The organism is Brevundimonas sp. LPMIX5, from assembly GCF_003576505.1.
GTDB lineage: Bacteria > Pseudomonadota > Alphaproteobacteria > Caulobacterales > Caulobacteraceae > Brevundimonas > Brevundimonas naejangsanensis.
This window is the reverse complement of record NZ_QWTZ01000017.1, coordinates 1-21,283: the sequence shown is the minus strand read 5'-3', so window position 1 is coordinate 21,283 and position 21,283 is coordinate 1. Positions and strand designations below refer to the sequence as shown.

The window sequence follows — 21,283 nt, the reverse complement described above, 5'->3', positions numbered from 1 at the left end:
CTTTTTTGTTGCGCCCTATCACTCCCCGCTCATCCCGGCGTCCGCCGGGACAAGCGGGGGGTGATTGCGGAGCCTCGTTTCAGAATCCCCGCCGCCAGCTGCCGAGCAGGGCGTAGCCGGTCGGGGCGTCGGCGCGGTGCTGTTCTTCGCGGCTGGCCACGGCCTCCAATTGCAGCCACGACCCGCCGGGCAGGGCGTGCAGGCTGCGGACGCTGAAGTCGATCTGCCGCCCCGACGGCGCGGCCGAGAAGCGCCGCTCCGAGAAGGTCACCGGGTCGAAATATTCCAGCGGCGCATCGGCCAGGAAGGCGCTGAACGTGCCGTCCTCGATCCGCAGGGGCTGGGAAATCTCCCAGCTCAGGCTGCTGCAGCCCAGCGCCTTGGCGATTGACCAGGACGGGCAGGCCGATTGCAGGGCGATGCGCCATGTCGAGCTGAGCGCCGGGGCGGACAGATGCAGGAAACGCCCCTCCAGTTCGGTGCGGCCGAAGCCCGCCTCGCCCGACAGCGTCAGGCCGCGTCCCAGCGCCACATCCGCCCCGACCGCCGCGAAGCGGGTGCGCGACGGCAGGGCGAAGTCCGAGCGGGTCGGCAGATAGGCGCCCAGCGGCCCCATCCGCTCGTCCAGCGACCCGAGGCTGAACGACAGGCCGCCACGATCCTGTTCCTCGTCTGCAAAACGCCAGTCCAGCCCGGCGCGGGCATAGGTCGAGGCGTCGCGCTCGACCGGGCGCAGCGGGGCGCGGCGGTCGCCCGATCCGCTCTCGGCGCTGAAGGTCAGGGCGCCGAACTTCATGGCCCCGAACTTCATGGCCCCGCGCAGGGCGTGGTCCGCCTGGGTCAGGGCGACAAAGCCGTCGCCGGACCCGCTGCGGAAAGGCGAACTGGCTCCGCCCTGACCCTGCCAGGCGGTCAGGGACAGCCGCCCCGCCTGCACGTCGAACACGGCCTCGCTGCGCGTCTCGTCGCCCAGCCACGGCGCGTCGAATGGGGTGTAGCGCGCGACCACCGGCTCGGGCACGGCCACCGGCGTGGCGGCGGCCAGCGACAGCCGCGCCCCGCCCGGCGCGTCCAGCGTCACCTGCGACTGCTGCATCGGCGTCGGATTTCTGGGCTGATAGCTGCGGCGCGGCGCGGGGCCGTAGGCGGCGCCCAGGTCCACGCGGAACAGCCGTTCATACTCGTCATAGGCGATGGTGCTCAGCGCCCCGGTGCGGCTCAGGGCATCGCCGAACGGTCCGCCCACATGGGCGCCCGGCTCCAGCGCGATATTGACCGCCGCGCCGTTCGCCATCGGCGCTGAGGTCGCGCCCACCGGCTGGAAGGCGCGGGCGATGTCCAGCAGGCCGCGGCCGTAGACGATGTCGGTTCCCGGATCGCCCGCCTCGCGCCCGGTGCGCAGCAGGATGTCGACGGCTTCGCGTCCGGTCAGGTTAGGAAAGGCCTCCAGCAGCAGGGCCAGCGCCCCCGCCACAGCGGGCGAGGCGAAGGAGGTGCCGTTCACTCGCCAGCAGGTGTCGCCCTCGCAGTCGACGATGACATCGACCCCCGGCGCCGACAGGAAGGCGTTCTGCGACACCCCGGCGCGGTTGGAGAAGTCGGCGATCTGCTGCGCCTTGTCGTGCGCCCCGGTGACGATGATGGCGCCGGCGAAGCGTGAATCGCTGGCGTAGCGGCCGGGCCATTCTGGATTGGCGCCCTCCTCATTGCCGGCGGCGATGGCGAAGACCACGCCCGCGTTGATCGCGCGCAGCAGGGCCGCCTCGAATTGGGCGCCCAGCGGGCCTTCGCCGCCGAGCGACAGATTGATCACGCGCGCTCCGTTCTGCACCGCGTAATCCAGCGCGCGCGCCAGATCGCCGCTTTTGAAGCAGATCTTGTCTTCGGGTTTGGTGCAGTCGCTGACGTCGGCGCGGATCGACAGGATGGTCGAGTTGAAGGCCACGCCCACGGTGCCGTAGTCGTTGAAGGGCGCCGCGATGACGCTGGCCACTCGCGTGCCGTGGCCGTCCTGATCCTCGCGCTCATTGCGTCCGGCGACGATGTCCGTGGACAGGGACGAGACGTTCACGCCCAGGTCCTGATGGTTCATGCGGATGCCGGAATCGACCACCCCGACCGTGATGCCGCGTCCGGTCGCGCCTGTGCGCCAGGCGGCGAAAGCGTTGATGTCGCTGACGCCCCAGTTGCGCTGATATTCCCGCGACGCCTCTGACGGAATCGGCGGAGGCGGCGGGGGAGGAGGCGGCGGAGGCGGTGGCGGAGGGGGCGGCGTTGGCGTGACAATGCCGCCTCCGGTCCCCCCTCCGCCTCCGCCACAGGCCGCCAGCGGCGTCGCCAGCAGGCCCAGGACGCTGACCGAAATCGCGATACGGCGCAGTCGATGAACAGCCATGGTTCCCTCTCCCGAAACCCATAGAGCCATTAGGCCTGTTTCAGAGAGATTGACGAGCCTGTTTCGTCTGCGCCTTTTCGCGGTCCTGGCTCAGGATCAGTCGCGCAGCAGTTCGTTGACCCCGGTCTTGGCGCGGGTCTGGGCGTCGACGCGCTTGACGATGACGGCGCAGTACAGGCTGGGGCCGCCGCTCGGATCGGGCAGGGCGCCCGGCACCACGACAGAATAGGCCGGGACCTCGCCGCGGAAAATCTCGCCGGTCGCCCGGTCGACGATCTTGGTCGAAGCCGACAGATAGACGCCCATGGCCAGGACCGCGCCCTCGCGCACGATGACGCCCTCGGCCACCTCGGCGCGGGCGCCGATGAAGCAGCCGTCCTCGATGATGGTCGGATTGGCCTGCAGCGGCTCCAGCACGCCGCCGATCCCAGCGCCGCCCGACAGGTGGACGTTCTTGCCGATCTGGGCGCACGAGCCGACCGTGGCCCAGGCGTCAACCATCGAGCCTTCATCGACATAGGCGCCGATGTTCACGAAGGACGGCATCAGTACGACATTCTTGCCGACATAGGCGCCGCGGCGGACGATCGCGCCCGGCACCGAGCGGAAGCCCGCGGCCTGATAGTCAGCGGCGCCCCAGTCGCCGAACTTGTTTGGCACCTTGTCCCAGAAGGGGCCGATGGCGACCGGATGATCCGCCGACAGCGGGAGGGTCGGCGCGTGGCCCGCGCGCATGATGACGTTGTCGTTCAGGCGGAAGGACAGCAGCACCGCCTTCTTCAGCCATTGGTGCGTGCTCCAGACTCCGTCCTCGCCGCGCGAAGCGACGCGCGCCTGGCCGGAGTCGAGCAGGGCCAGGGCGGTCTCCACGGCGTCGCGCACCTCGCTGCGCGTAGCGGACGACACTGCGGCGCGATCTTCCCAGGCGGCCTCGATCACGGATTCCAGATGGGTCAGGTCGGTCATTGCGCGTCTCCGTCAAGCACGGCGGTGGTCAGGAAGGGGCCCAGGGAGGCGGCCCGGTGGTGAATATGCTCGCCCTCAGCGATGAAGGCCTTGGGCCCGACCAGCACGGTAGTCATGCCCAGGTCGTGCGCCGGCTCAAGGTTCTTGGGCGTATCTTCAAAGAAGCAGGCGGTCGTAGGATCGACCCCGAAGCGCGCCAGCATTTTCTGGAAGGTGCGCGGGTCCGGCTTGGGGATCAGATCGGCGTCCTCCAGCGCGAACACCCCGTCGAAAAGGTGCGTCAGCGCCAGCTTCTCCATCACCCGTTCGGCATGGCCGGTCGAGCCGTTGGTGAAGACCAGCCGGGGGCCCTGCAACCGCTCCAGCGCCGCGTGCAGCCCCGGATCGGGCGTCAGCGCGTCCAACGGCACGTCGTGGACCTCGGCCAGAAAGTGATGCGGGTCGATCTGATAGTGCATCATCAGACCGGCCAGAGAGGTGCCGTAGTCGTGGAGATAGCCGCGCTGCACCGACAGGGCCTCGGCCGATTCCAGACCCGACGTCCGCACGACATACTGGTTGATGCGCTGCTCCACCTGACGCAGGAACTGCGTCTCGGGCGGATACAGGGTGTTGTCCAGGTCGAAGATCCAGGACTGCACATGACGCAGGTCCGCGCCGATCTCGGTCGCCGGCCTGATCTCTGTCGCCGGGCGGGCGGCTTCAGGCGCCGCCTGCGACGCCGGGCCCGTCACTTCCTTTTGACCAGCGTGCCGGCGCCGTGCTCGGTGAACAGTTCGACCAGCATGGCGTGCGGACGGCGCCCGTCCAGAATGACCACGGCCTCGACGCCCGCGCGCACGGCGGCCATCGCCGTCTCCAGCTTGGGGATCATGCCGCCGGTGGCGACGCCCGTGTCGATCAGGCCTTGCGCCTCGTCCAGCGTCATCTGGCGGATGATCTCGCCGTCGGCGCCCTTGACCCCCGGCACGTCGGTCAGCAGCAGCATCCGCTTGGCGTGCAGGGCGCCTGCGACGGCCCCGGCGACGGTGTCGGCGTTGACGTTATAGGTCTGGCCGTCCTCGGCCACGCCGATAGGTGCGATGACCGGCACCCAGTCCTCGGTCTCGGAGGCGATCAGTCCCTTGATCAGCTTGGGGTCCACCTTGGTCGGCTCGCCGACGAAGCCCAGATCGACTTCGTGCTCGATCATGCTGTCGGGGTCGCGCTTGGTGCGGCGCGTCTTCTCGACCGTCAGCAGGCCCGCGTCCTTGCCCGACAGGCCGACGCCGCGCACATCGGCTTCCTTGCCGGCGACGGTGATCCAGTGGGCGATCTCCTTATTCACGGCGCCGGACAGGACCATTTCGGCCACCGCCATCGTATCCTTGTCCGTCACGCGCAGGCCGTCGACGAAGGCCGACTTCACCCCCGCCTTGTCCAGCATGGCGCTGATCTGAGGGCCGCCGCCGTGCACGACCACGGGGTTCACCCCCATCAGTTTCAGCAGCACCACATCGGCGGCGAACTGCCTGGCCACGGCGCTCTCGCCCATGGCGTGGCCGCCGTATTTGATGACCACGGTCTCGCGGTCATACACCTGGATATAGGGCAGGGCCTCAGCGAGCGTCTTCGCCGTCTCCCAGCCGCGTTCCTCGGATTGCCGATCAGTCTCTATCATGGTGCGCGCTCGATAGCGGGCAAGGGCGCGGGAGTCACGTCAGAAGGCGATGCCATGGGGTTCTCTGGCCCATTTGGCGCCATCAGGACCAAGGCGACCGAGATATCAGGATGGGACGGCGGCTAGCCGCGAGTGAGGCGAAGGGTGCAACCATTTAATCTTAGCAAGGCACGGACTAGGCAGCGCGGACCATCTAGCTATTTAAGCCAGAGCATGATGGCGGCAAGTGTGATGAGACCTTTGAAGGAGGAGGCGAGCTTGTCGTATCGGGGGGCTATGCCTGATACAGCTCAAGAAGTGTTCGACATGGTTGCGCTTCTTGTAGGTGGCTTGTCGTAGGCGTGCTGTCGCTTGCGGCTTGGCCGTCTGATAGGGACCGAACCGCTCCGGCAGGTCACGCCATCGCGCGCCCGACCGCGCCATCCAAAACAGGCCTCCACGAACAGCCGCCCATTGCCGCGCGGACCCTGCTTGTCCTTGCGACCGCTCGGCACGAACGGCTCGATCCGCGCCCACTGATCGTCCCGAAGAACCTCGCCTTCCATCCACGTCTCCAAAAGAAAGCGTTGAGTCAGAATAAGGCCCAACGGGGGGGGCGCCGCTCAGCGTAATCGCGACAGCGAGGCCTCGAGCATTGTTACGGCGATGGATCTTGGTCGAGAAGTCGCCGCGAAAGCGGCCAGGATTCTGGTTCTGATCACCTTTTTAGCGCGCCTGCGGCGTGCTGAAGGGCGCGAATGAGGGTGGAAGCGTTTATCTGGACCCTGTCGGCGCTGATCGGTCTCGTTCAGCGCCTCCAGCATCATATCCTAGATCCCCGCCAACGTCGCTCTCCACAAAGAACAGCTTCAGTTAGCGATGATGTGATATGGGAACTCTCTTTGTCCACACAATCTCTGATATCATTTTGTTCTCAAGTTGCGCAAACATTTCTAGTGAAAAAATGGACGCGATAGCCGGGAGCGGCGCTCTAGTGCAGTGCGATACACCGCCTCGTATCTTTGCGCCATTAGTTCTGTACTTTCCCGTGCTCCCTCGCCGCGCTGCCAGCGCTGGACTGCCGCCCGTTTGATTTTCATCTGGTCGTCTTTTCCTGCGCGAGAGAGAATTTCTGCGTAAAGCAGATCTGTCGATGACTCGTTCTTTAGGACCCAACCCGCACCAGAGCGCCGCACACGGCCCGCTACAGTTGAATAATCAAATGTCAACGCTGGTATACCAACGGACCAAAGCTCGGTAAGCGTGTGGCACCACGTTTCATCCCAGATCGAAAAGATCGCTCCGACATGCGGCCGTATCACGCTCACTTTTTCTGAGAATTCTTCACGATTATACCGTCCGTGAAACACGACGTTTGGAGAAGAAATTTCACGCTGTATATTGCCTAAGACATGAAACTCAAGTTTGCGATCAACATCCAATTTGGCGAGAGCCTCGATCACATCAAGGCCCTTAGCTTGATTGATGTTACCTGGTACAAGAATCCTAATGGGCTCATCATCGCTTAGGGTTGATGCCAAATCACCAAAATACGGAAAATCTCTTCCGTGGGGAATAATCGAAAATCGCTGATGATCGATGCGCGGCAGTCCCCGCCGAATTGTTGCACGAGTGCTCTCCGACGTTGTGATGAAGGCATCGCAGTCTTCAAGGGCGCGGCTGTAACGTGCACGCCACTCGTAAACCCAGGAGTGTTTAAGGTGAGGGAAGGCGTCTTTCTCCCATAGTTCGGGTTTACAGTGTCCGTCTCCAGCTGTGCAAGATCCTGCGCAATATCGCATTTCATTATCAAGCAGTTTAACGGTTGGGCACAAGACGTGATAATCATGAAAAGACATAATTGTCGCTGCTCCCGACTTTCCAGCAATCTTTGGAAGATTAATGGAATGCCACGCCAAGTGTCGGATGTGAACAATATCGAACGAAAGGTCGTTTAGCCAAGATCGAGCGATGTTGTCGTACTCAAAACTAGAAAAGGTAACTGGTTCAATAGGCTCTTGAAGGGTGTGGCTGTAAATTTCCACTAGATTACCATCCACTAACTGCGATAATGTCATGTGTATTTTGTCGCAGCGTAATAACCAGCATTCCCACGCCTCATTTAGGGCGCGCATGAGGTCGCGATTAGTTTGAGGGGTTCCCCCAGTTTCTGTGGCGACTACAAACAGGGCTCGAGGGCGAGGACGTTTATCAGCAACATCGAAGAGAGCTTGAGCAGCACGAAATCGCGAAAGATTCAGGAGTGGGCTATCGTGGAATATCCGGATAAGTTTCGAATATTCTGGATACCTACGATCTAAAATTTCCCGACCTTGCTTAATCAGAGATTCTTTCTCACTGCCAAAACTTTTGTTCCTCTCGTGAAAGACGTAAGTACGATCATCTATGATGTTGCGCCAGCCAGACCTCAAGGCTCGCATGCAAAAGTCATTTTCCTCGCCATATCCTCGTGGAAAAGCTTCGGCATCGAGCAGTCCGACGTCCTTGAGGGCTGTTCGTCGAATATACATGCAAAACCCATTGCCAGTAGGTACCGAAGGATACAGAGCGTCGCTTCGGCGTCGAAATGCGACGGCAAACTCTTCTTCTGTCACCCCCTCTGGTAACGGGTTTATCCCTGTTTTATTTGGAGCAGAGAACACGCCAGCGCGGTCAGACATTGCTGTTGCGGTGGCGATTCTCTCGTCGCTAGCCACCGCTTGCTTTAGGCTTTCTAACCATCGCGGGGTGACCCTTGCGTCTGAATTCAGGATCACAACGTCCATATCGCCAGCAACTTCGATGCCCCGGTTTACAGTTCGTGTGAAGCCCAGGTTCGTTGGGTTTGTGAGAACTTCGACATTAGGCCAATCGGCGATGCCTTCTAGATAGGCGCTTATACGGGGATCGGTGCTGCAATCATCAATCAGTATAAGATGTGCGGGCGCAGTTGTGTGCGACCGCAACTTTTCCAAACAAACTTCGAGGTCCTCGAAAGCGTTGTAGATTGGCACGACTACTGCAACCGCCGTTTCGGCCGGCGACGCCGAAACGCGGAAAGGTGTTGGTTGTCCGTCGACGTCCATGGAGACTGCCGCGTCGGTGCCAACGACTGAGACAGAGACTACATGCCGCGATCGATTGAGAAGGCCGGCGGGCAACAGGAATTGAAAGCCACCAAGTCCACTGGACTTCCCGGCTCTCAGAAGGTCGCCGCGATTTCGCCCATTGGTTGATCTGGCGAACTCGCCTCCGTCAATTTTGAGCGATAGGGCGAATTCTGCTCCCGGCTGGTCTTTGCTTACGGCCCACCCTTGGACGCGACCACGGTCCGCAGTTTCTATCCGAATTTCGTAGATTGGATGATCAAGGAGCGCGCCCCTTCGGTTCCTTGGTTTAGGCTTAGCGACAAACGCGGGCACCATAGGCGGCGCGTATTCGATCGTCGCTCCAGTAAGTTCTCGAATCTGGGCCGCAGCAACATCCATCAGAGGGCTATCAATCAGCTTTTTGAACTCAGCGATAGACTCATCTTCCCGCCCCATACGTTTGAGAAGAAACGCTTGATGTAAAATAGGATCATGGTCGGAACTTAACTGGATAGCGACTGAATAGCTTTGGCTCGCCTTTTCAAGCTCATCGATCTCCTTAAGAGCATGACCATGCTGTACCCATATTGGCCAATCTGTCGGATTTTCGACCAGATGCTGAGCGTAATAGGAAACCGCCTTGCGCCAGTCCTTAAGGTCTCTCGATTTGTTTCCGCTAGAAAGCGGCGATCTTCTCGAAAGCCGGCTTAGGCGAAGGGTGCGTTTAAGCATTTTGTTCAGACCTTAAAAACTCATAGGCTTGGTTGACTGCGGCCATGCGCACTGTGAAGGCTCCGTGGTTGAGCTTCTTGGGTTCGTTGGAGTGACCAAAAAGGACGTCGTAGGTATGGCCGAAAATATTCGCAAGATCCCAGAAAAAACTCTGCCCCGACTCGGTCGAACAATAACCGCGGATTAGTCTGAAACCGTTGCCGTCGAACAGGCGGGGCGGTCGCAGCGGTTAAGATGGGTATGTGCGGGCCGGCGAACGGATTGATCGGCCTTATTCCATCTTCGTCTTCTCTTGGCGTATTACCCAAGGATTAATCAAAGCGCTGCGATCCAGGTGATGAAGAATCTGGCTCATGCTTAAATCGCGATAACCGTCATGTGCGCGGGAGCCAACGGAAACCCAGTGCGGATTTTTGCCAGGCTCGTGCAGCATGGCTTCTCCCCACTTGTCATACATGTCTGCGAGCTCGCCATCATCCCATGCCACCCGGGCGTCATCGACGTTATGGCCGCGTGTTTTCGACTCGTGGTGAATAGCCTCGAGCCGGGGCTCGTATAGGACACGGAAGCCAGCCTCTCTGATGCGCAGGCACAGATCAATGTCGTTATACGCGACCGCGAGTCTTTCATCGAAGCCTTCGACTGCTTCAAATATACTTCGCTTAATCGCCATCAACGCCCCCGTGACGGCGGATGCCTGGCGCGGACGGCACCAACGATTCATCGGCCCACCTGACGCCATGTCTGCGCCGACGCCTTCGTGAACAGGCCGGCCCTGGTTGATTCCCATGGCTATGCCTGCATGCTGGATCGTCCGATCTGGATAGAGAAGTCTGGCGCCTATAATCCCTACGGCTTCATCAGCCAAACTACTGCGAACGACGTCGTCCCACCCCTGGGTGAGGAACTCGATATCGTTATTAGCGAACACGAATATGTCGTGGTTCTGCCGGGTAGCAGCCAGGTTGTTGAAGCGTCCCCAGTTGAAGGGTTCATCCACTTTCATGACTTCGATATCGCCGCTCAGGACGCGTTCGGAAAGAAGGTTCAGGGCGTCAGCTTCGGTGCTGCGGTGGTCGATTACCAGCACATCGACAGCCTGCGGATTTGATAGCTTCTCTTTCAAGCTGTCGAGGCATGACATGAGAATGTCAGCCTGATCCCGAGTCGGGATAATGACCAGTATTCTCTCGTTACTATCGGTGCAGCGCGTACTTTTGCGAGTAGATGGAGCGTGCACCATTGTCGCCGTATCTGAAATACGTTTGCTGCTAAGTATGCGAGGTAAATGGGCGACGATCAGGCCGCTCGCCAGGGCGTTAACCAGGATGCTACGGCGCCATTCGCTACCCGCAGCCGCTCCGAAAGTCACCATCAGGGGGTGCGCAACAGTGCGTACAAGCAGGGACAACGGTGGATCGGGAGTGTTTGTCTGATCGTGGATGTCGGGCATGGCGTGTAAGGCGGGTCTGCTATAGGTCGCCCCGCGCCGCCAGTCGTAAGTGTGGTGGTCGTGATCAGCATAGATAACGTCGGCGCCCGTTCGCTCCGAAGCATAGCGCAGCCATCCGACAGCTTCACAGTCTAGACTGCAACCTGCCTCCGTTAACAACATCAGATCTGGACCTTGCGTAGGCCAAGGCTCCTTAGCGTCGTCGCTGATGAAGGTGATCCGGCTATCCTGACAGGCATAACTGGCGACAGGGTGTTCGTGCAGGTTCGCCGATGCACGGATCACGGCTGTCCAATTGCTGTCCCTTTGGTCGAGAAGACTGTTGAGCGATAGACGAAGAAGGTCGGGATCCACGTCGACTGCATCGATTAATACGACTAGACTAGAACCAGCCGCTGCTGGGGGAGGCTGTACAGGGAAGGTCGATCTGAAGTTATGGTAGGCCTCTACCGGGTAGGTTGATACTGTCAGCCATTCTCGAATTGCATCTAGATTCTGATCCAGGAGGCCGCTGATCCGCCCGAGGCTGGCAGAGATAGCCGGGCGTCCATATTGCCCCTTCGGCAGGAAGTCGCGCCCACCCATGGCGATTAGTTCGTTGCGTGCAATGATTAGGCTGGGATCAATGTCCAGCGCTTCCAAGTATATCTCAATAGCTTCCTCTCGGCGTTGCTGCATCTTGAGAACGTGTCCAAGGTGCAGCCGTAGCTCTGCGTCTGCTGGGTCCGCGGCGCAGGCAAGGCGATAGGCTGCTTCAGCTTCGGACCAACGCCCGGCTTCCTTCAGCACATGCCCTAACTGAATGCGAATAGGCAGATTCGTGGGAGCGAGTACTAGCGCAAGGCCGTAATTTGTAATGGCGTCCTGCCAGTCTTGCCGATCCCTAGCAGCGTCACCCAATCTAGCCGCTGTCTTTGCAGCATCCTCCGCTGGGAGCGAAGGAGAACGGCGAGACGAGTGAGTCATAGCCTTACGATACGCCCGCGCGAGCCACCTCGAGATCTTCACAGATCTAACCGCAGATTAGAGGATTGCATCAGTCCACCGGTAGCTATGGTGTCATATCGGTCGAGATCGCTCACTGGGCGAGGGGTTGGCTCGAAAGTAAGAAGCGCCTCGCCGCCAAGCGCATCCATCTAGTATTTTGCGATGACATTGCGCAGATAATGGCCATAAGAGCTTTTTCCGAAATCGTGTGAGAGTCGTTCCAGCTGATTGACGTCGATGAAGCCGCGATCGAATGCGATCTCTTCGGGACACGCAATCTTGAAGCCCTGACGTTTTTCAAGTGTACGGACAAATTCGCCCGCCTCTAACAGGCTGTCAGGCGTACCGGTGTCCAGCCAGGCGAAGCCGCGGCCCATGATTTCTACAGAAAGCTTTCCTCGCTCCAGATAAATACGATTGACGTCGGTGATCTCCAACTCACCGCGAGCTGAAGGCTCCAGGTTGGCTGCAATTTCAACCACGTCCTTGTCGTAGAAATAAAGCCCAGTCACTGCCCAATTGGATCTAGGGGCGGTTGGCTTTTCCTCTATCGACAGGGCCTTCATGGAAGTGTCGAAATCGACCACTCCATATCGCTCGGGATCGTTGACGTGGTACGCAAACACGGTCGCGCCTTCTGATCGCGATATAGCGCTGGCGAAAAGGTCGTTAATGCCGTGGCCGTAATAAATATTGTCGCCTAGAATGAGGGCTGATGGCTCGTCGCCGACAAAATCGGCGCCAATGATATAGGCCTGCGCCAATCCGTCTGGACTAGGCTGCACAGCATACTGGATGTCCATGCCCCAGCGCGACCCGTCACCGAGAAGCGCACGATAGGCTGGCGTATCGCGGGGCGTGGAGATGATCAGGACTTCTCGAATGCCCGCCAGCATCAGTGTAGAGAGCGGATAATAGATCATCGGCTTATCGTAGACGGGCATGAGCTGCTTCGATGTGACCAACGTCATTGGATGCAACCGTGTGCCGGAACCGCCGGCGAGAATAATACCTTTCATGGTCACTCCTTGGCGGACAACTGGTCCACAATTTCATAAACGGCAGACTGCCACGGGCGAGGAACAACGCCGTACTCACGCTGGATTCTCTGCGTCGCCAGTCGGGAATTGGCTGGACGGCTTGCGAGAGTAGGAAACTCGGCCGTGGTAATGTTCTCTACTTTGGCTGTCGGGCCGCCGTGGGCTTCGCTGAGGGCTAACACTTCACGCGCCAGTCCTGCCCAGGTTGTAGCGCCGGCGTTGACGAAATGAAAAATGCCTCGCGGGGCAGCCTCGTCCGCAATCATGCGCAGCGTGATCGTCTTCAGAGCTTCGGCGATATCCCTAGCTGAAGTGGGATTGCCGTGTTGATCATTCACGACGCGCAGCGTGTGACGCTCCGTCGCCAGCCGAAGCATGGTTTTGATAAAGTTGGTGCGGTGTTGGCTAACGACCCATGCGGTCCTCAACACTGCGGAGCGAGGGTTGCCCCTCAGAACGGCCATCTCGCCAGCCAGTTTAGAAGCTCCATACACGCCAAGGGGGCGTACGGCTTCGTCTTCATTGTACTCACCGACACGCGCACCGTCGAAGACGTAGTCGGTCGAGACCTGGATCAACGGGATGCCCGCTGCACGGGTTGCGTCAGCCAGGAGCGCCGGCCCTAGAGCATTGGCGGAATAGGCGGCGGCCACTTCGTTCTCAGCGTGATCCACGGCGGTGTAGGCGCCTGAGTTGATAACCGCAGCATAAGCACGCGACGAGAATAGCCGCTCTATCGCGCTTGGATTACCAAGGTCCAACTCGGAACGGGCGGGGGCATGAAGTGTGATGTGATCTGGCCATTTGGCCGCCAAGAGCTCCAGTCCGACCTGTCCAGCACCGCCGGTGACGAGGATGGAAAGCGGTTGCTCAGTCTCAAGCATGGGCTTTGCCCAGGCGCTCGGTGGCATAGCTATTAGCCACAATAGTTTGCCACCACTCTTGGTTGTCGAGGTACCAGCGGACCGTCAGACCGATCCCCTCTTCAAATGTCTTTGTCGGCTCCCACTCCAACTCTCGCCGGATCTTCGACGCATCAATGGCGTAGCGGTGATCGTGGCCCGGTCGGTCTGCGACATGGGTTATCTGATCGGCATACGGACTGCCGTCGGCCCGGGGGCGTTCCCTGTCCAGCACGGCGCAGATGGCACGCACAACCTCGATGTTCTTGCGTTCTGCATTACCACCTACATTATAGGTTTCGCCTGGCGTGCCGCGTTCGAACACGGCTTGCAGGGCGCGAGCGTGGTCATCGACAAAGAGCCAGTCGCGCACATTGGTCCCGTCGCCGTAAACGGGCAATGGCTCACCATTCAGGGCGCGAATGATGATCAAGGGGATTAGCTTTTCAGGGAAATGATACGGGCCGTAGTTGTTCGAGCAGTTGGTAACCAGGATGGGGAGGCCGTATGTATGCCCCCAGGCGCGAACGAGATGATCGGATGATGCCTTTGATGCCGAGTAGGGAGACCGGGGGTCGTAGGCGGTAGTTTCCGTAAATAAGCCTGCATCGCCCAGCGATCCGAATACCTCGTCCGTGGAGATATGGTGGAAACGGAAAGCTGCTTTGGCCTGATCATCCAGGCTGCGATAATAACCTAGTGCCTGTTGTAGCATAACGTAGGTGCCGACGACATTGGTTTGGACAAATTCGCCAGGCCCGTCGATCGAGCGATCAACATGACTTTCAGCCGCCAGGTGAGCGATTATCTGCGGTTTGAAGTCGGTCAGGGCTTGAGCAACGGCTTCTGGGTCGGTGATGTCGGCGCGAACGAAGCTATAGCGTGGATTGGAGACTACAGGTTCAAGAGAGCTGAGGACGCCTGCATAGGTGAGCTTGTCATAGACGAGGACCTCGTGGTCCGTGTGATTCATCAACTGACGAACTAGAGCCGAGCCGATGAAACCAGCTCCGCCCGTAACCAGAATGCGCAAAACAATTTCTCCGTTAGTAACGTCGCCGTATCGGGCCGCGGTGCAGCCTAGTCGGATAGTGCTGTGAGGGGGACCCCGTCATAGTCAAACGGGCTGTCAAACTCGGCTAACGCAGGCAGGGCTGCGTCTTTATCCGATAGGATCGGGCCCGCAGCCGGGAGCGGCCAGTCGATTCCGATCTCGGGGTCGTTCCAGAGCAGCCCGCCATCACAGTCCGGCGCATAAACGGCGGAAACCTTATAAATTACCTCGGTATCGGGCTCGAGGGTAATGAAGGCATGGGCAAAACCAACAGGCACATAGAGCTGGGAGCCGTTATCAGCCGACAGTAGAGCGGCAACCCACTTGCCATAGGTTGGAGAGTCTCGACGAACATCTACAGCATAATCCATTATCGAACCGCGTGCGCAACGAACCAGCTTGGCCTGTGCATACGGAGGCCTCTGAAAGTGCAATCCACGAATGGTCCCGGTTAAGGCCGAATACGAGTGATTGTCTTGAACGAAACTATGGTGGATGCCCGCTTTGGCCAGTGATTGCTCAGAATAAGTTTCTGAAAACCAGCCACGAGTGTCGCCAAATCTTTTGGTTTTTAATAGCTGGACCGTCGCCATATGTTCGTCGCTTCTCTCAACAAGGTCACGCAATCCTAGAGATCATCAGCGTGCGAGTGCATGTAGCCTAAGGGCTCTCGGCAGGGCAATCCATCGCTTCATGTTCCCAGCGTCTCAGGTACTCAGCACCACCGCAGCCCCGTCTCATGATTTCCTGTAGTAGGAACTTCGAAGTTCCGGGATCGCTTCCGGGCGATCTGGAGCGGTTATCCAATCGCGTCAACTTGCCGAAGGTTTGTCGGGTGCAAACGGCAAGTGATGTTCCCACTTGGTCAAGGGGCGCGGACCGCGATATCCTGATGGGATTGCGCATGGGCTTCCTGCCGGGGCCGGGAAACGTCTCGGCAGGCTCTAACCAACCCGGACGATTTCAACGCCAAAGAAAGTCACTTCGCCGTCGAAAGCGCCCTCTAGCAACAGCAGTCGAAATTCGGACGCCGAGGGCTTGTCCCATTCGTATTCGATTTCAACCTGGAACACGCCTTCCCGCTCCGGACGAAAGTGATGTGAGGTGTATGTATCCTGAGCCCCCCAATCAGCCCTGTATTGGTGTCTTGCGGTGGGGGCGCTGAAGCCAATACGGGCGACAGCTTTCCAGCGTCCCGCTGGCATGACGATGTAAGGGCCGAAGATCAGGAAGCGCGGACGGCCGGTCAGGTCGAGAGCGACTTCTTCCTTGTTGTGGCGCACATCCTTTGCGTTGATATCAAAAACCTCACTTCCCCAGAAAGCGTGGTCGGCCGCGTAGATGGAAAGGGCCTCCTTCAGCGCTCTGTTACGGTTGGACGTTGAGGTGGATGTTGGGCCAAGCAAGGAGAAGCCGGGAAAGAGTTTGATTGAAGTTCCTGAGAAGTCTTCGGCCTTGAAAACCCGGTCGGGAAAGAAGGCGTATCCGCGTCGGATGAAGTCAGAAGCAATCTTCACCGCAGTATGGCGTGGCGCAGGGTCGTTATCTGCGTCCAGCTTGGCGGAGAGGGGACCGCTGGTGCTCAGTAAGACGGCAACGTCCTTTGCCTGAACGCCAGCTTTGCGAGCCTCTTCAGGGTCTGGCGACAGGGTCAATGTCTTGCCCAACGCGGCCGTGTTGGCGCCAGCTGCCGAATTGATGACCGTAAAGCCCGCATCCGTCGCCTGTGCTGTGATCGAAGCCACCCAGTCGTCCCGATCGGCGCATGGCGGAATGATCAGCCACAGATGTTGTTTGGTGTTAGGCATGGTCAGGCGGCGCGCAGCCAGGTGTAGACTTCGACGGCTTCCTTGATGTCGTCGAAAATCTTGGCCTTGCCGCTCTCGATGATCAGGGCCCGATCGCAATAGCGGGTGATCAGATTGGTGTCGTGCGACGCCATCAGGAAGGCGCAGTGGCCGCGATCCTCGAACAGGCCTTCCTGACATTTGCGCTGGAAGCGGGCGTCGCCGACCGCCACCAGCTCGTCGATCAGATAGCAGTCGAACTCGATCGCCAGCGACAGGCCGAAGGCCAGGCGGGCGCGCATCCCCGACGAGAAATGCTTGACCGGTTCGCGCAGCGCCTTGCCGAGTTCGGCGAAGTCGTCGACCCGCGCCAGGGTCTCCTTGTAGTCGCGCTTATACAGACGCGAGAGGAAGCGGACATTGTCCAGCCCGGACAGACTGCCCTGGAAGCCGCCTGCAAAGCCGATGGGCCATGACGTCGTCATGTTCCATTCGATCTTGCCCGTGCTGGGGGGCATGATGCCGCCCAACATTTGGATGAGCGTCGACTTGCCCTGGCCGTTGCGGCCTAGTAGGGCGAGCCGACCAGAGCGGCCGAGGTCGAAGTTGACGTCCTTGAACACGGGACGTTTGCTCGACTTGAATTTCTTGCTGACGTCGACGACGCGCAAGCCCGGCTCTTCGAGCGCCATCAGCTCTGCCTGTGTTCCCGAATGCCGGCCCAGACCAGCCATCCGATGGCATAGGCCAGAAGCGACGAGGCGAAGATGGTCAGGATCGCCCGCCAGCGGCGCGGCTCGCTGCCCTTGTCCGGCAGGCTGGGCGATACGATGCGCTCCAGATAGAGCTTTTGGCGGCTGGCGTCCTGTTGAGCCGTCAGGAGGCTGGCTTCGGCCTGGGACACCCGGCGCTCGGCGATCTCGCGCTGCAGGACCAGATCTTCATAGGCGCCCAGCTTGGGCGCCAGGGAGTCGGCGCCGCCTGCGAGGCGGGCGCGGGCGTCCTCCACCTGGCGTTCCAGCCCGGCGATGCGGCGGTTCAGGATCGGCAGTTGCGGGCTGGCCGGCGCCTCGGCGGCCAGCTGGTCGCGTTCGGCTTTCAACTGGGCGATTGAGACCAGCAGGGTGGCGCTCACCTGAGTGCTTTCAGCCGCTTCGGCGCGCGGATCGAGGAAGCGCGTCGAGGTGCGGAAGGCGGTCAGCGCCTGTTTGGCGGTTTCGGCGGCGGCCAGGGCGGCCTGGCGGTCGCGTTCGGCATCGCGCAGGGCGTTGGCGGCCGCGCGTTCGTTCAACTGGTTGATCAGGGTCTCGCCGCTGTCCAGCATCGCCAGGTTGAGCGCTTGGGCTTCGCGGGCGGAAAAGGCCTGCACGCGGATGGTGCTGATGCCGGTGCCGGAATCATGGCCGACCGTCAGGAAGCGCTGGAAGGCCTTGTAGAGGCTCTCTTCGCTGTCGCCTTCCCAGGGACGCGGGTAGCGCGACAGGGCGTCTGCTCCGGGGCGACCCAGAATGGCGCGCAGGTCGAACCGCTTCTGCATTTCCTTCATGCCGTCACGTGAGGTCAGATACTCGTGCACGGCGAAGGCTTCGTTGACGCTGGTCGAGAAGCCGACGACGTTCAACGCCATGCCGACGGCCGTCGGTTGGGACACGTTCGCTGAACGGACGACGAAGTGCGCCTCCGACACGTATCGCGGCGAGGCGATCAGCAGATAATAGATTGCAGCCAACGCGGTGGGCACGCCCACGACGATCATGAAGGCGATCGGAAGCTTGCGCTTCTTACCGGTCCTGCCTGGCCCCGGAAGCATCTTGGGCAAGGAGCCTAGGTACTGCAGCTTGGAGTCGGCCATGCGTGCCTTTTACCCTTGGGAGTGGTCATAAATGGTAAATAAAGTCAGTCAGACGCCATGTGTTCGCGGGCGCCGGCGATCAGCAGCAGGCCTGCGATATTGAGACACGCGCCCCAGATGATCGGGTACATCGGATCGTAGTGGGTGACCACGAACTCGCCGAACACCGCCGCGCGTATCATTTCCACACAGTGGACGAAGGGCACGCTCAGATAGATCTTCTGGGCGGCTGGCGGCACCCACGCAACCATGAAGAAAACGCCCGACAGCGGGATCATGGCGTAGCTAATCAGGCCGATCATGCGTTCGAACACCTCGAAACGCATGGCCAGACCGGCCAGCACCAGAGCCAGGCCCGAAGCGACCCAGGCCAGGGTGAACCAGCCTTGATACAGCAGCAGGTAGTTGAACGGCAGGCTGACCTGTTCAAGGCTGAGCAGCACCAGATAGACGATCAGGAAGGCGGTCGTGCTGCCGGCGAGTTCCAGGATGATGCGCGCTGACAGTATGTGCATCGGGGTGATGCGGCGATGGTAGAGCAGTCCCAGATTCGATTGCAGCGCGGTGGACAGCAGGCTGATCATGTGCCGGATCATGATCAGGCTCATATAGCCGGTCATCACGAAGGGCGCGAGGCGGATGCCGTGCTCATAAGGCGACTTGGTAAAGCTCCACAGGATCATCACGCCGAAACAGAAAATGAGAGGTTCGCCCACGATCCAGACGAAGCCCAGCCCCTGACGGCCATAGCGGGTCGCCATCTCGCGCAGGATCAGAGCTCCGATGATGCGCAGATGGTGCTCGACGCCGGCGAAGAAGCGGCGCGGAAACGAGGCCGACTTGTCGGGGATTGAGGTATCGGAAGCCATCGAACCTACCTGGATCGAGCGCCAGACGGACGCCCCGATGCGTTCAGGAAAACGTCAAGGATGACGCCTGCCGCTTCTTCTGCCGTATTTTTTTCCGTTTGAACATGGATTTCAGCCCCTTCCGGCGCCTCATACGGGCTGTCGATGCCGGTGAAGTTGACCAACTCGCCGCGCCGGGCCTTGGCGTAGAGGCCTTTGACGTCGCGCGCTTCGACCGTTGCGGGCGGGGCGTCGACGAAAATTTCCAGGAAGGGGACGTCGCCCATCATCTCGCGCGCCGTCGCCCGTTCGGCGCGAAGGGCGAGATCAGCGACACCAGGACGATCAGGCGCGGGTCCCAGCGGTGGCAGGGGCCGCGGAAGGAGAAGACCCGCTCCTTGGCTCGGCTGGCCTCCTCGTCGCGGCGCGCTCCGCCGATGGCGGCGTCGAAGCCGTGCAGGTCCAGCGCCTGCCTCAGCCCCTGCGTCTTCCACATATCCGTATGCACGGCCGAGCCGTGATCGAACGGATTGACGCCGCGCTCGACGGCTTCGGGGTTCTTGTAGACGATCAGTTCCATGCCGCTTTCGGCGGCCATGCGGCCATGCGGTCGCGCAGGGCGTACATGGCGCGGAACTTCCACGTCGTATCGACGTGCAGCAGGGGGAACGGCGGCGGGGCCGGGTGGAAGGCCTTGCGCGCCAGGTGCAGCAGGGCGGCCGAATCCTTGCCGATCGAATACAGCAGCACCGGGCGCACGCACTCGGCCGCCACCTCGCGCAGGATGTGGATGCTCTCGCTCTCCAGTCTCTGGAGGTGCGTGAGCCGTTCAGCGGAAAGGGCGGCGGGCACGGTGTTAGACACGGCGTCAGGCCAGCGTCAGGCCGACCTTGCCGTACAGGTCGCGCAGTCGAGCCTGATAGGCGGCGGGCGTGAACTGGCCGGCCTGGATCAGGCCGCGCGCCTGCAACTCGTGGCGCAGGCCCTCGTCGGCGTCCAGCGCCTGAATGCCGCGCGTCATCGCCTGGACGTCGTAAGGATCGACGATCACGGCCGCATCCCCGGCGACTTCGGGCAGGGAGCCGCCGGTCGAGGTCAGCACTGCGGTGGACAGGGCCATCGACTCCAGCACCGGCAGGCCGAACCCCTCATACAGGGAAGGGAACAGGGTGGCCTTGGCGCCCCGGATCAGGCTGACCAGCATGGAAAAGGGCATGTACTCATATTGGCGGATGCGGTCGGCGCTGGGGCCGCCGTCGCGCTTGACCTGGTTCAGCAGGGCGGTCTCGCCCTCGTCAAGCCAGGCGCGGCCGCCGATGATGACCAGCGGCGTCTTGCTGCCGGACGCCAGATAGGCCTCGACGATGCGACCCAGGTTCTTCTTCGGCTCGATGGCGCCGAAGTGCAGGAAATAGTCCTTCCAGCCCAGGTTGAAGACGCCCTCCAACTCCAGCTCCACCTCGGCCTGAGAGCGCGAGGTCAGGCTCTCGGGCAGGTCGACGGCCTGATAGGTGTTGGTGACCCGGTCTTCGGACACGCCCAGCAGACGGATCACGTCCTGACGGGTCGTCTCGGACACCACGGCGATGTGGTCGGCGCGTTTCGCCACGGCCTGACACAGGCGCATATAGACGGCCTTGTCGTCCATTGTCGTGTGCGGCAGGCGCAGCGGGATGAGGTCGTGGATGGTGTATAGGTTCGCCACGCCCTTGGCGTACAGCGGCAGGGTCGCCGTCCAGTGCATGGCGTCGGGCCGAGGCGCCTCGGTCGAGGTCTCGAAGCTTACCGGGGTTTCCTTGCCATAGGCCGCGAAGCTGCGGTTGGCGATCTGGAACAGGTTCTGGGCGGCCCAGAAGCTGTCGGCCGCTGGTCGGCCGCCGCCACGACTGGGCCAGATCACCTCGCCCGAAGGCATAATGGCGTGCGCTTCACGTCCGAAGCGCGACATATAGGTGTCGCGGAAGCGCTGGATCTTCTTCTTTCGGTTCAGCTTCTCGGGAGGGCGCTCGGCGTCGGTCAGAGCCGTTTCATTGACGACATTGCTGGCCTTGCGAGCCGCCGCCGGGCCGTACAGCACCTGCGTGCCCAGACCGATTTCGCGCGCATTGATCAGCAGGTTTCGCCCATAGGTGGCGATCCCCGAGCCCTTTGCGAGCGCCAGGTTGAAGCCGTCGATGCAGATAGAAGACATTGAGATGAGCTGATCCGATGAAGCAGCCGGATGTGGACGACACCCTGATCCTCAGGTCAAGGGGCGCAAGAGGAGCCTTTGTTAACCTGTGCTTCATCCCTGTAGCCCGCAGGCCACGTTTTGGGCTTAAGCTGTGGTTTTGGCGCCTTTCACGCTCGACCCTTCATGGCAACGCTGCTAGGGAAGCTGCAGGTGACTTTTCTCGTCGCCATACTGACAACAGATCTCGGAGGGCCGCATCACATGCGTGTCAAGAGTTTGATCCTGGCGTCGAGCGCGGCGGCTGCCCTGGCCCTGTCGGCCGGCGCAGCATCGGCTGAGCCCGATGGCTGGTACGGCGCGATCGAC

16 protein-coding genes and 2 pseudogenes are annotated in these 21,283 nt (G+C 60.8%); all 18 read right to left on the bottom strand.

All coding sequences use genetic code 11. From position 1 onward, the window contains the following. Positions 1 to 79: 79 nt before the first annotated feature. Positions 80 to 2,395, bottom strand: a complete 2,316-nt coding sequence (locus D1604_RS14335; protein WP_233552115.1) for a S8 family peptidase — start codon at positions 2,393 to 2,395, stop codon at positions 80 to 82. Between the two features lie 96 nt (positions 2,396 to 2,491). Beyond that, a complete protein-coding gene (gene dapD, locus D1604_RS14330; RefSeq protein ID WP_119413839.1) occupies positions 2,492 to 3,361 on the bottom strand; it encodes a 2,3,4,5-tetrahydropyridine-2,6-dicarboxylate N-succinyltransferase in 870 nt (289 codons plus the stop codon). Then, entirely contained in the window at positions 3,358 to 4,095 is a 738-nt protein-coding gene (locus D1604_RS14325; protein WP_119413838.1) for a pyrimidine 5'-nucleotidase, read from the bottom strand. Before D1604_RS14325 ends, dapD begins: the two co-directional genes overlap by 4 nt. Then, complete coding sequence (gene argB / locus D1604_RS14320; protein WP_119413837.1) at positions 4,092 to 5,021, bottom strand: acetylglutamate kinase; 930 nt, start codon at positions 5,019 to 5,021, stop codon at positions 4,092 to 4,094. The genes D1604_RS14325 and argB overlap by 4 nt, the downstream gene beginning before the upstream one ends. Positions 5,022 to 5,378: 357 nt before the next feature. Beyond that, a pseudogene (locus D1604_RS15960) lies at positions 5,379 to 5,566 on the bottom strand (transposase); the annotation flags it as partial. Between the two features lie 387 nt (positions 5,567 to 5,953). Beyond that, positions 5,954 to 8,821, bottom strand: a complete 2,868-nt coding sequence (locus tag D1604_RS15690) for a glycosyltransferase (RefSeq protein ID WP_147399931.1) — start codon at positions 8,819 to 8,821, stop codon at positions 5,954 to 5,956. 271 nt (positions 8,822 to 9,092) lie between these two features. Beyond that, the gene (locus tag D1604_RS14305) at positions 9,093 to 11,174 is read right to left on the bottom strand and encodes a tetratricopeptide repeat protein (protein WP_158584945.1); all 2,082 of its coding nucleotides are present in this window, start codon (positions 11,172 to 11,174) and stop codon (positions 9,093 to 9,095) included. Between the two features lie 236 nt (positions 11,175 to 11,410). Continuing rightward, positions 11,411 to 12,280, bottom strand: a complete 870-nt coding sequence (rfbA, locus tag D1604_RS14300) for a glucose-1-phosphate thymidylyltransferase RfbA (RefSeq protein ID WP_119413835.1) — start codon at positions 12,278 to 12,280, stop codon at positions 11,411 to 11,413. A 2-nt stretch (positions 12,281 to 12,282) separates the two neighbouring features. Beyond that, the gene (gene rfbD, locus D1604_RS14295) at positions 12,283 to 13,185 is read right to left on the bottom strand and encodes a dTDP-4-dehydrorhamnose reductase (RefSeq protein ID WP_119413834.1); all 903 of its coding nucleotides are present in this window, start codon (positions 13,183 to 13,185) and stop codon (positions 12,283 to 12,285) included. Beyond that, entirely contained in the window at positions 13,178 to 14,236 is a 1,059-nt protein-coding gene (rfbB, locus tag D1604_RS14290) for a dTDP-glucose 4,6-dehydratase (protein ID WP_119413833.1), read from the bottom strand. The genes rfbD and rfbB overlap by 8 nt, the downstream gene beginning before the upstream one ends. 47 nt (positions 14,237 to 14,283) lie before the next feature. Continuing rightward, positions 14,284 to 14,850 (bottom strand): dTDP-4-dehydrorhamnose 3,5-epimerase, encoded by a 567-nt coding sequence (gene rfbC, locus D1604_RS14285; protein ID WP_119413832.1) that lies wholly within the window; start codon positions 14,848 to 14,850, stop codon positions 14,284 to 14,286. A gap of 351 nt (positions 14,851 to 15,201) precedes the next feature. Further along, positions 15,202 to 16,065 (bottom strand): hypothetical protein, encoded by an 864-nt coding sequence (locus D1604_RS14280; protein WP_119413831.1) that lies wholly within the window; start codon positions 16,063 to 16,065, stop codon positions 15,202 to 15,204. A gap of 2 nt (positions 16,066 to 16,067) precedes the next feature. Beyond that, the gene (locus D1604_RS14275; protein WP_119413830.1) at positions 16,068 to 16,736 is read right to left on the bottom strand and encodes an ABC transporter ATP-binding protein; all 669 of its coding nucleotides are present in this window, start codon (positions 16,734 to 16,736) and stop codon (positions 16,068 to 16,070) included. After that, positions 16,736 to 17,896 carry a chain-length determining protein gene (locus D1604_RS14270; protein ID WP_119413829.1) on the bottom strand — a complete coding sequence of 387 codons (1,161 nt, stop codon included), beginning with the start codon at positions 17,894 to 17,896 and terminating at the stop codon, positions 16,736 to 16,738. Before D1604_RS14270 ends, D1604_RS14275 begins: the two co-directional genes overlap by 1 nt. Positions 17,897 to 17,940: 44 nt before the next feature. After that, complete coding sequence (locus tag D1604_RS14265; protein WP_119413828.1) at positions 17,941 to 18,765, bottom strand: ABC transporter permease; 825 nt, start codon at positions 18,763 to 18,765, stop codon at positions 17,941 to 17,943. A 5-nt stretch (positions 18,766 to 18,770) separates the two neighbouring features. Beyond that, positions 18,771 to 19,034: an adenylyl-sulfate kinase gene (locus D1604_RS14260; RefSeq protein WP_119413827.1), complete on the bottom strand. Its 264-nt coding sequence runs from the start codon at positions 19,032 to 19,034 to the stop codon at positions 18,771 to 18,773. Positions 19,035 to 19,093: 59 nt separating this feature from the next. Beyond that, positions 19,094 to 19,608, bottom strand: a pseudogene (gene cysD / locus D1604_RS14255) (sulfate adenylyltransferase subunit CysD); the annotation flags it as partial. 4 nt (positions 19,609 to 19,612) lie between these two features. Next, positions 19,613 to 20,935, bottom strand: coding sequence for a glycosyltransferase family 4 protein (locus tag D1604_RS14250; RefSeq protein ID WP_119413826.1), 1,323 nt, complete (start codon positions 20,933 to 20,935; stop codon positions 19,613 to 19,615). Positions 20,936 to 21,283: the final 348 nt, after the last annotated feature.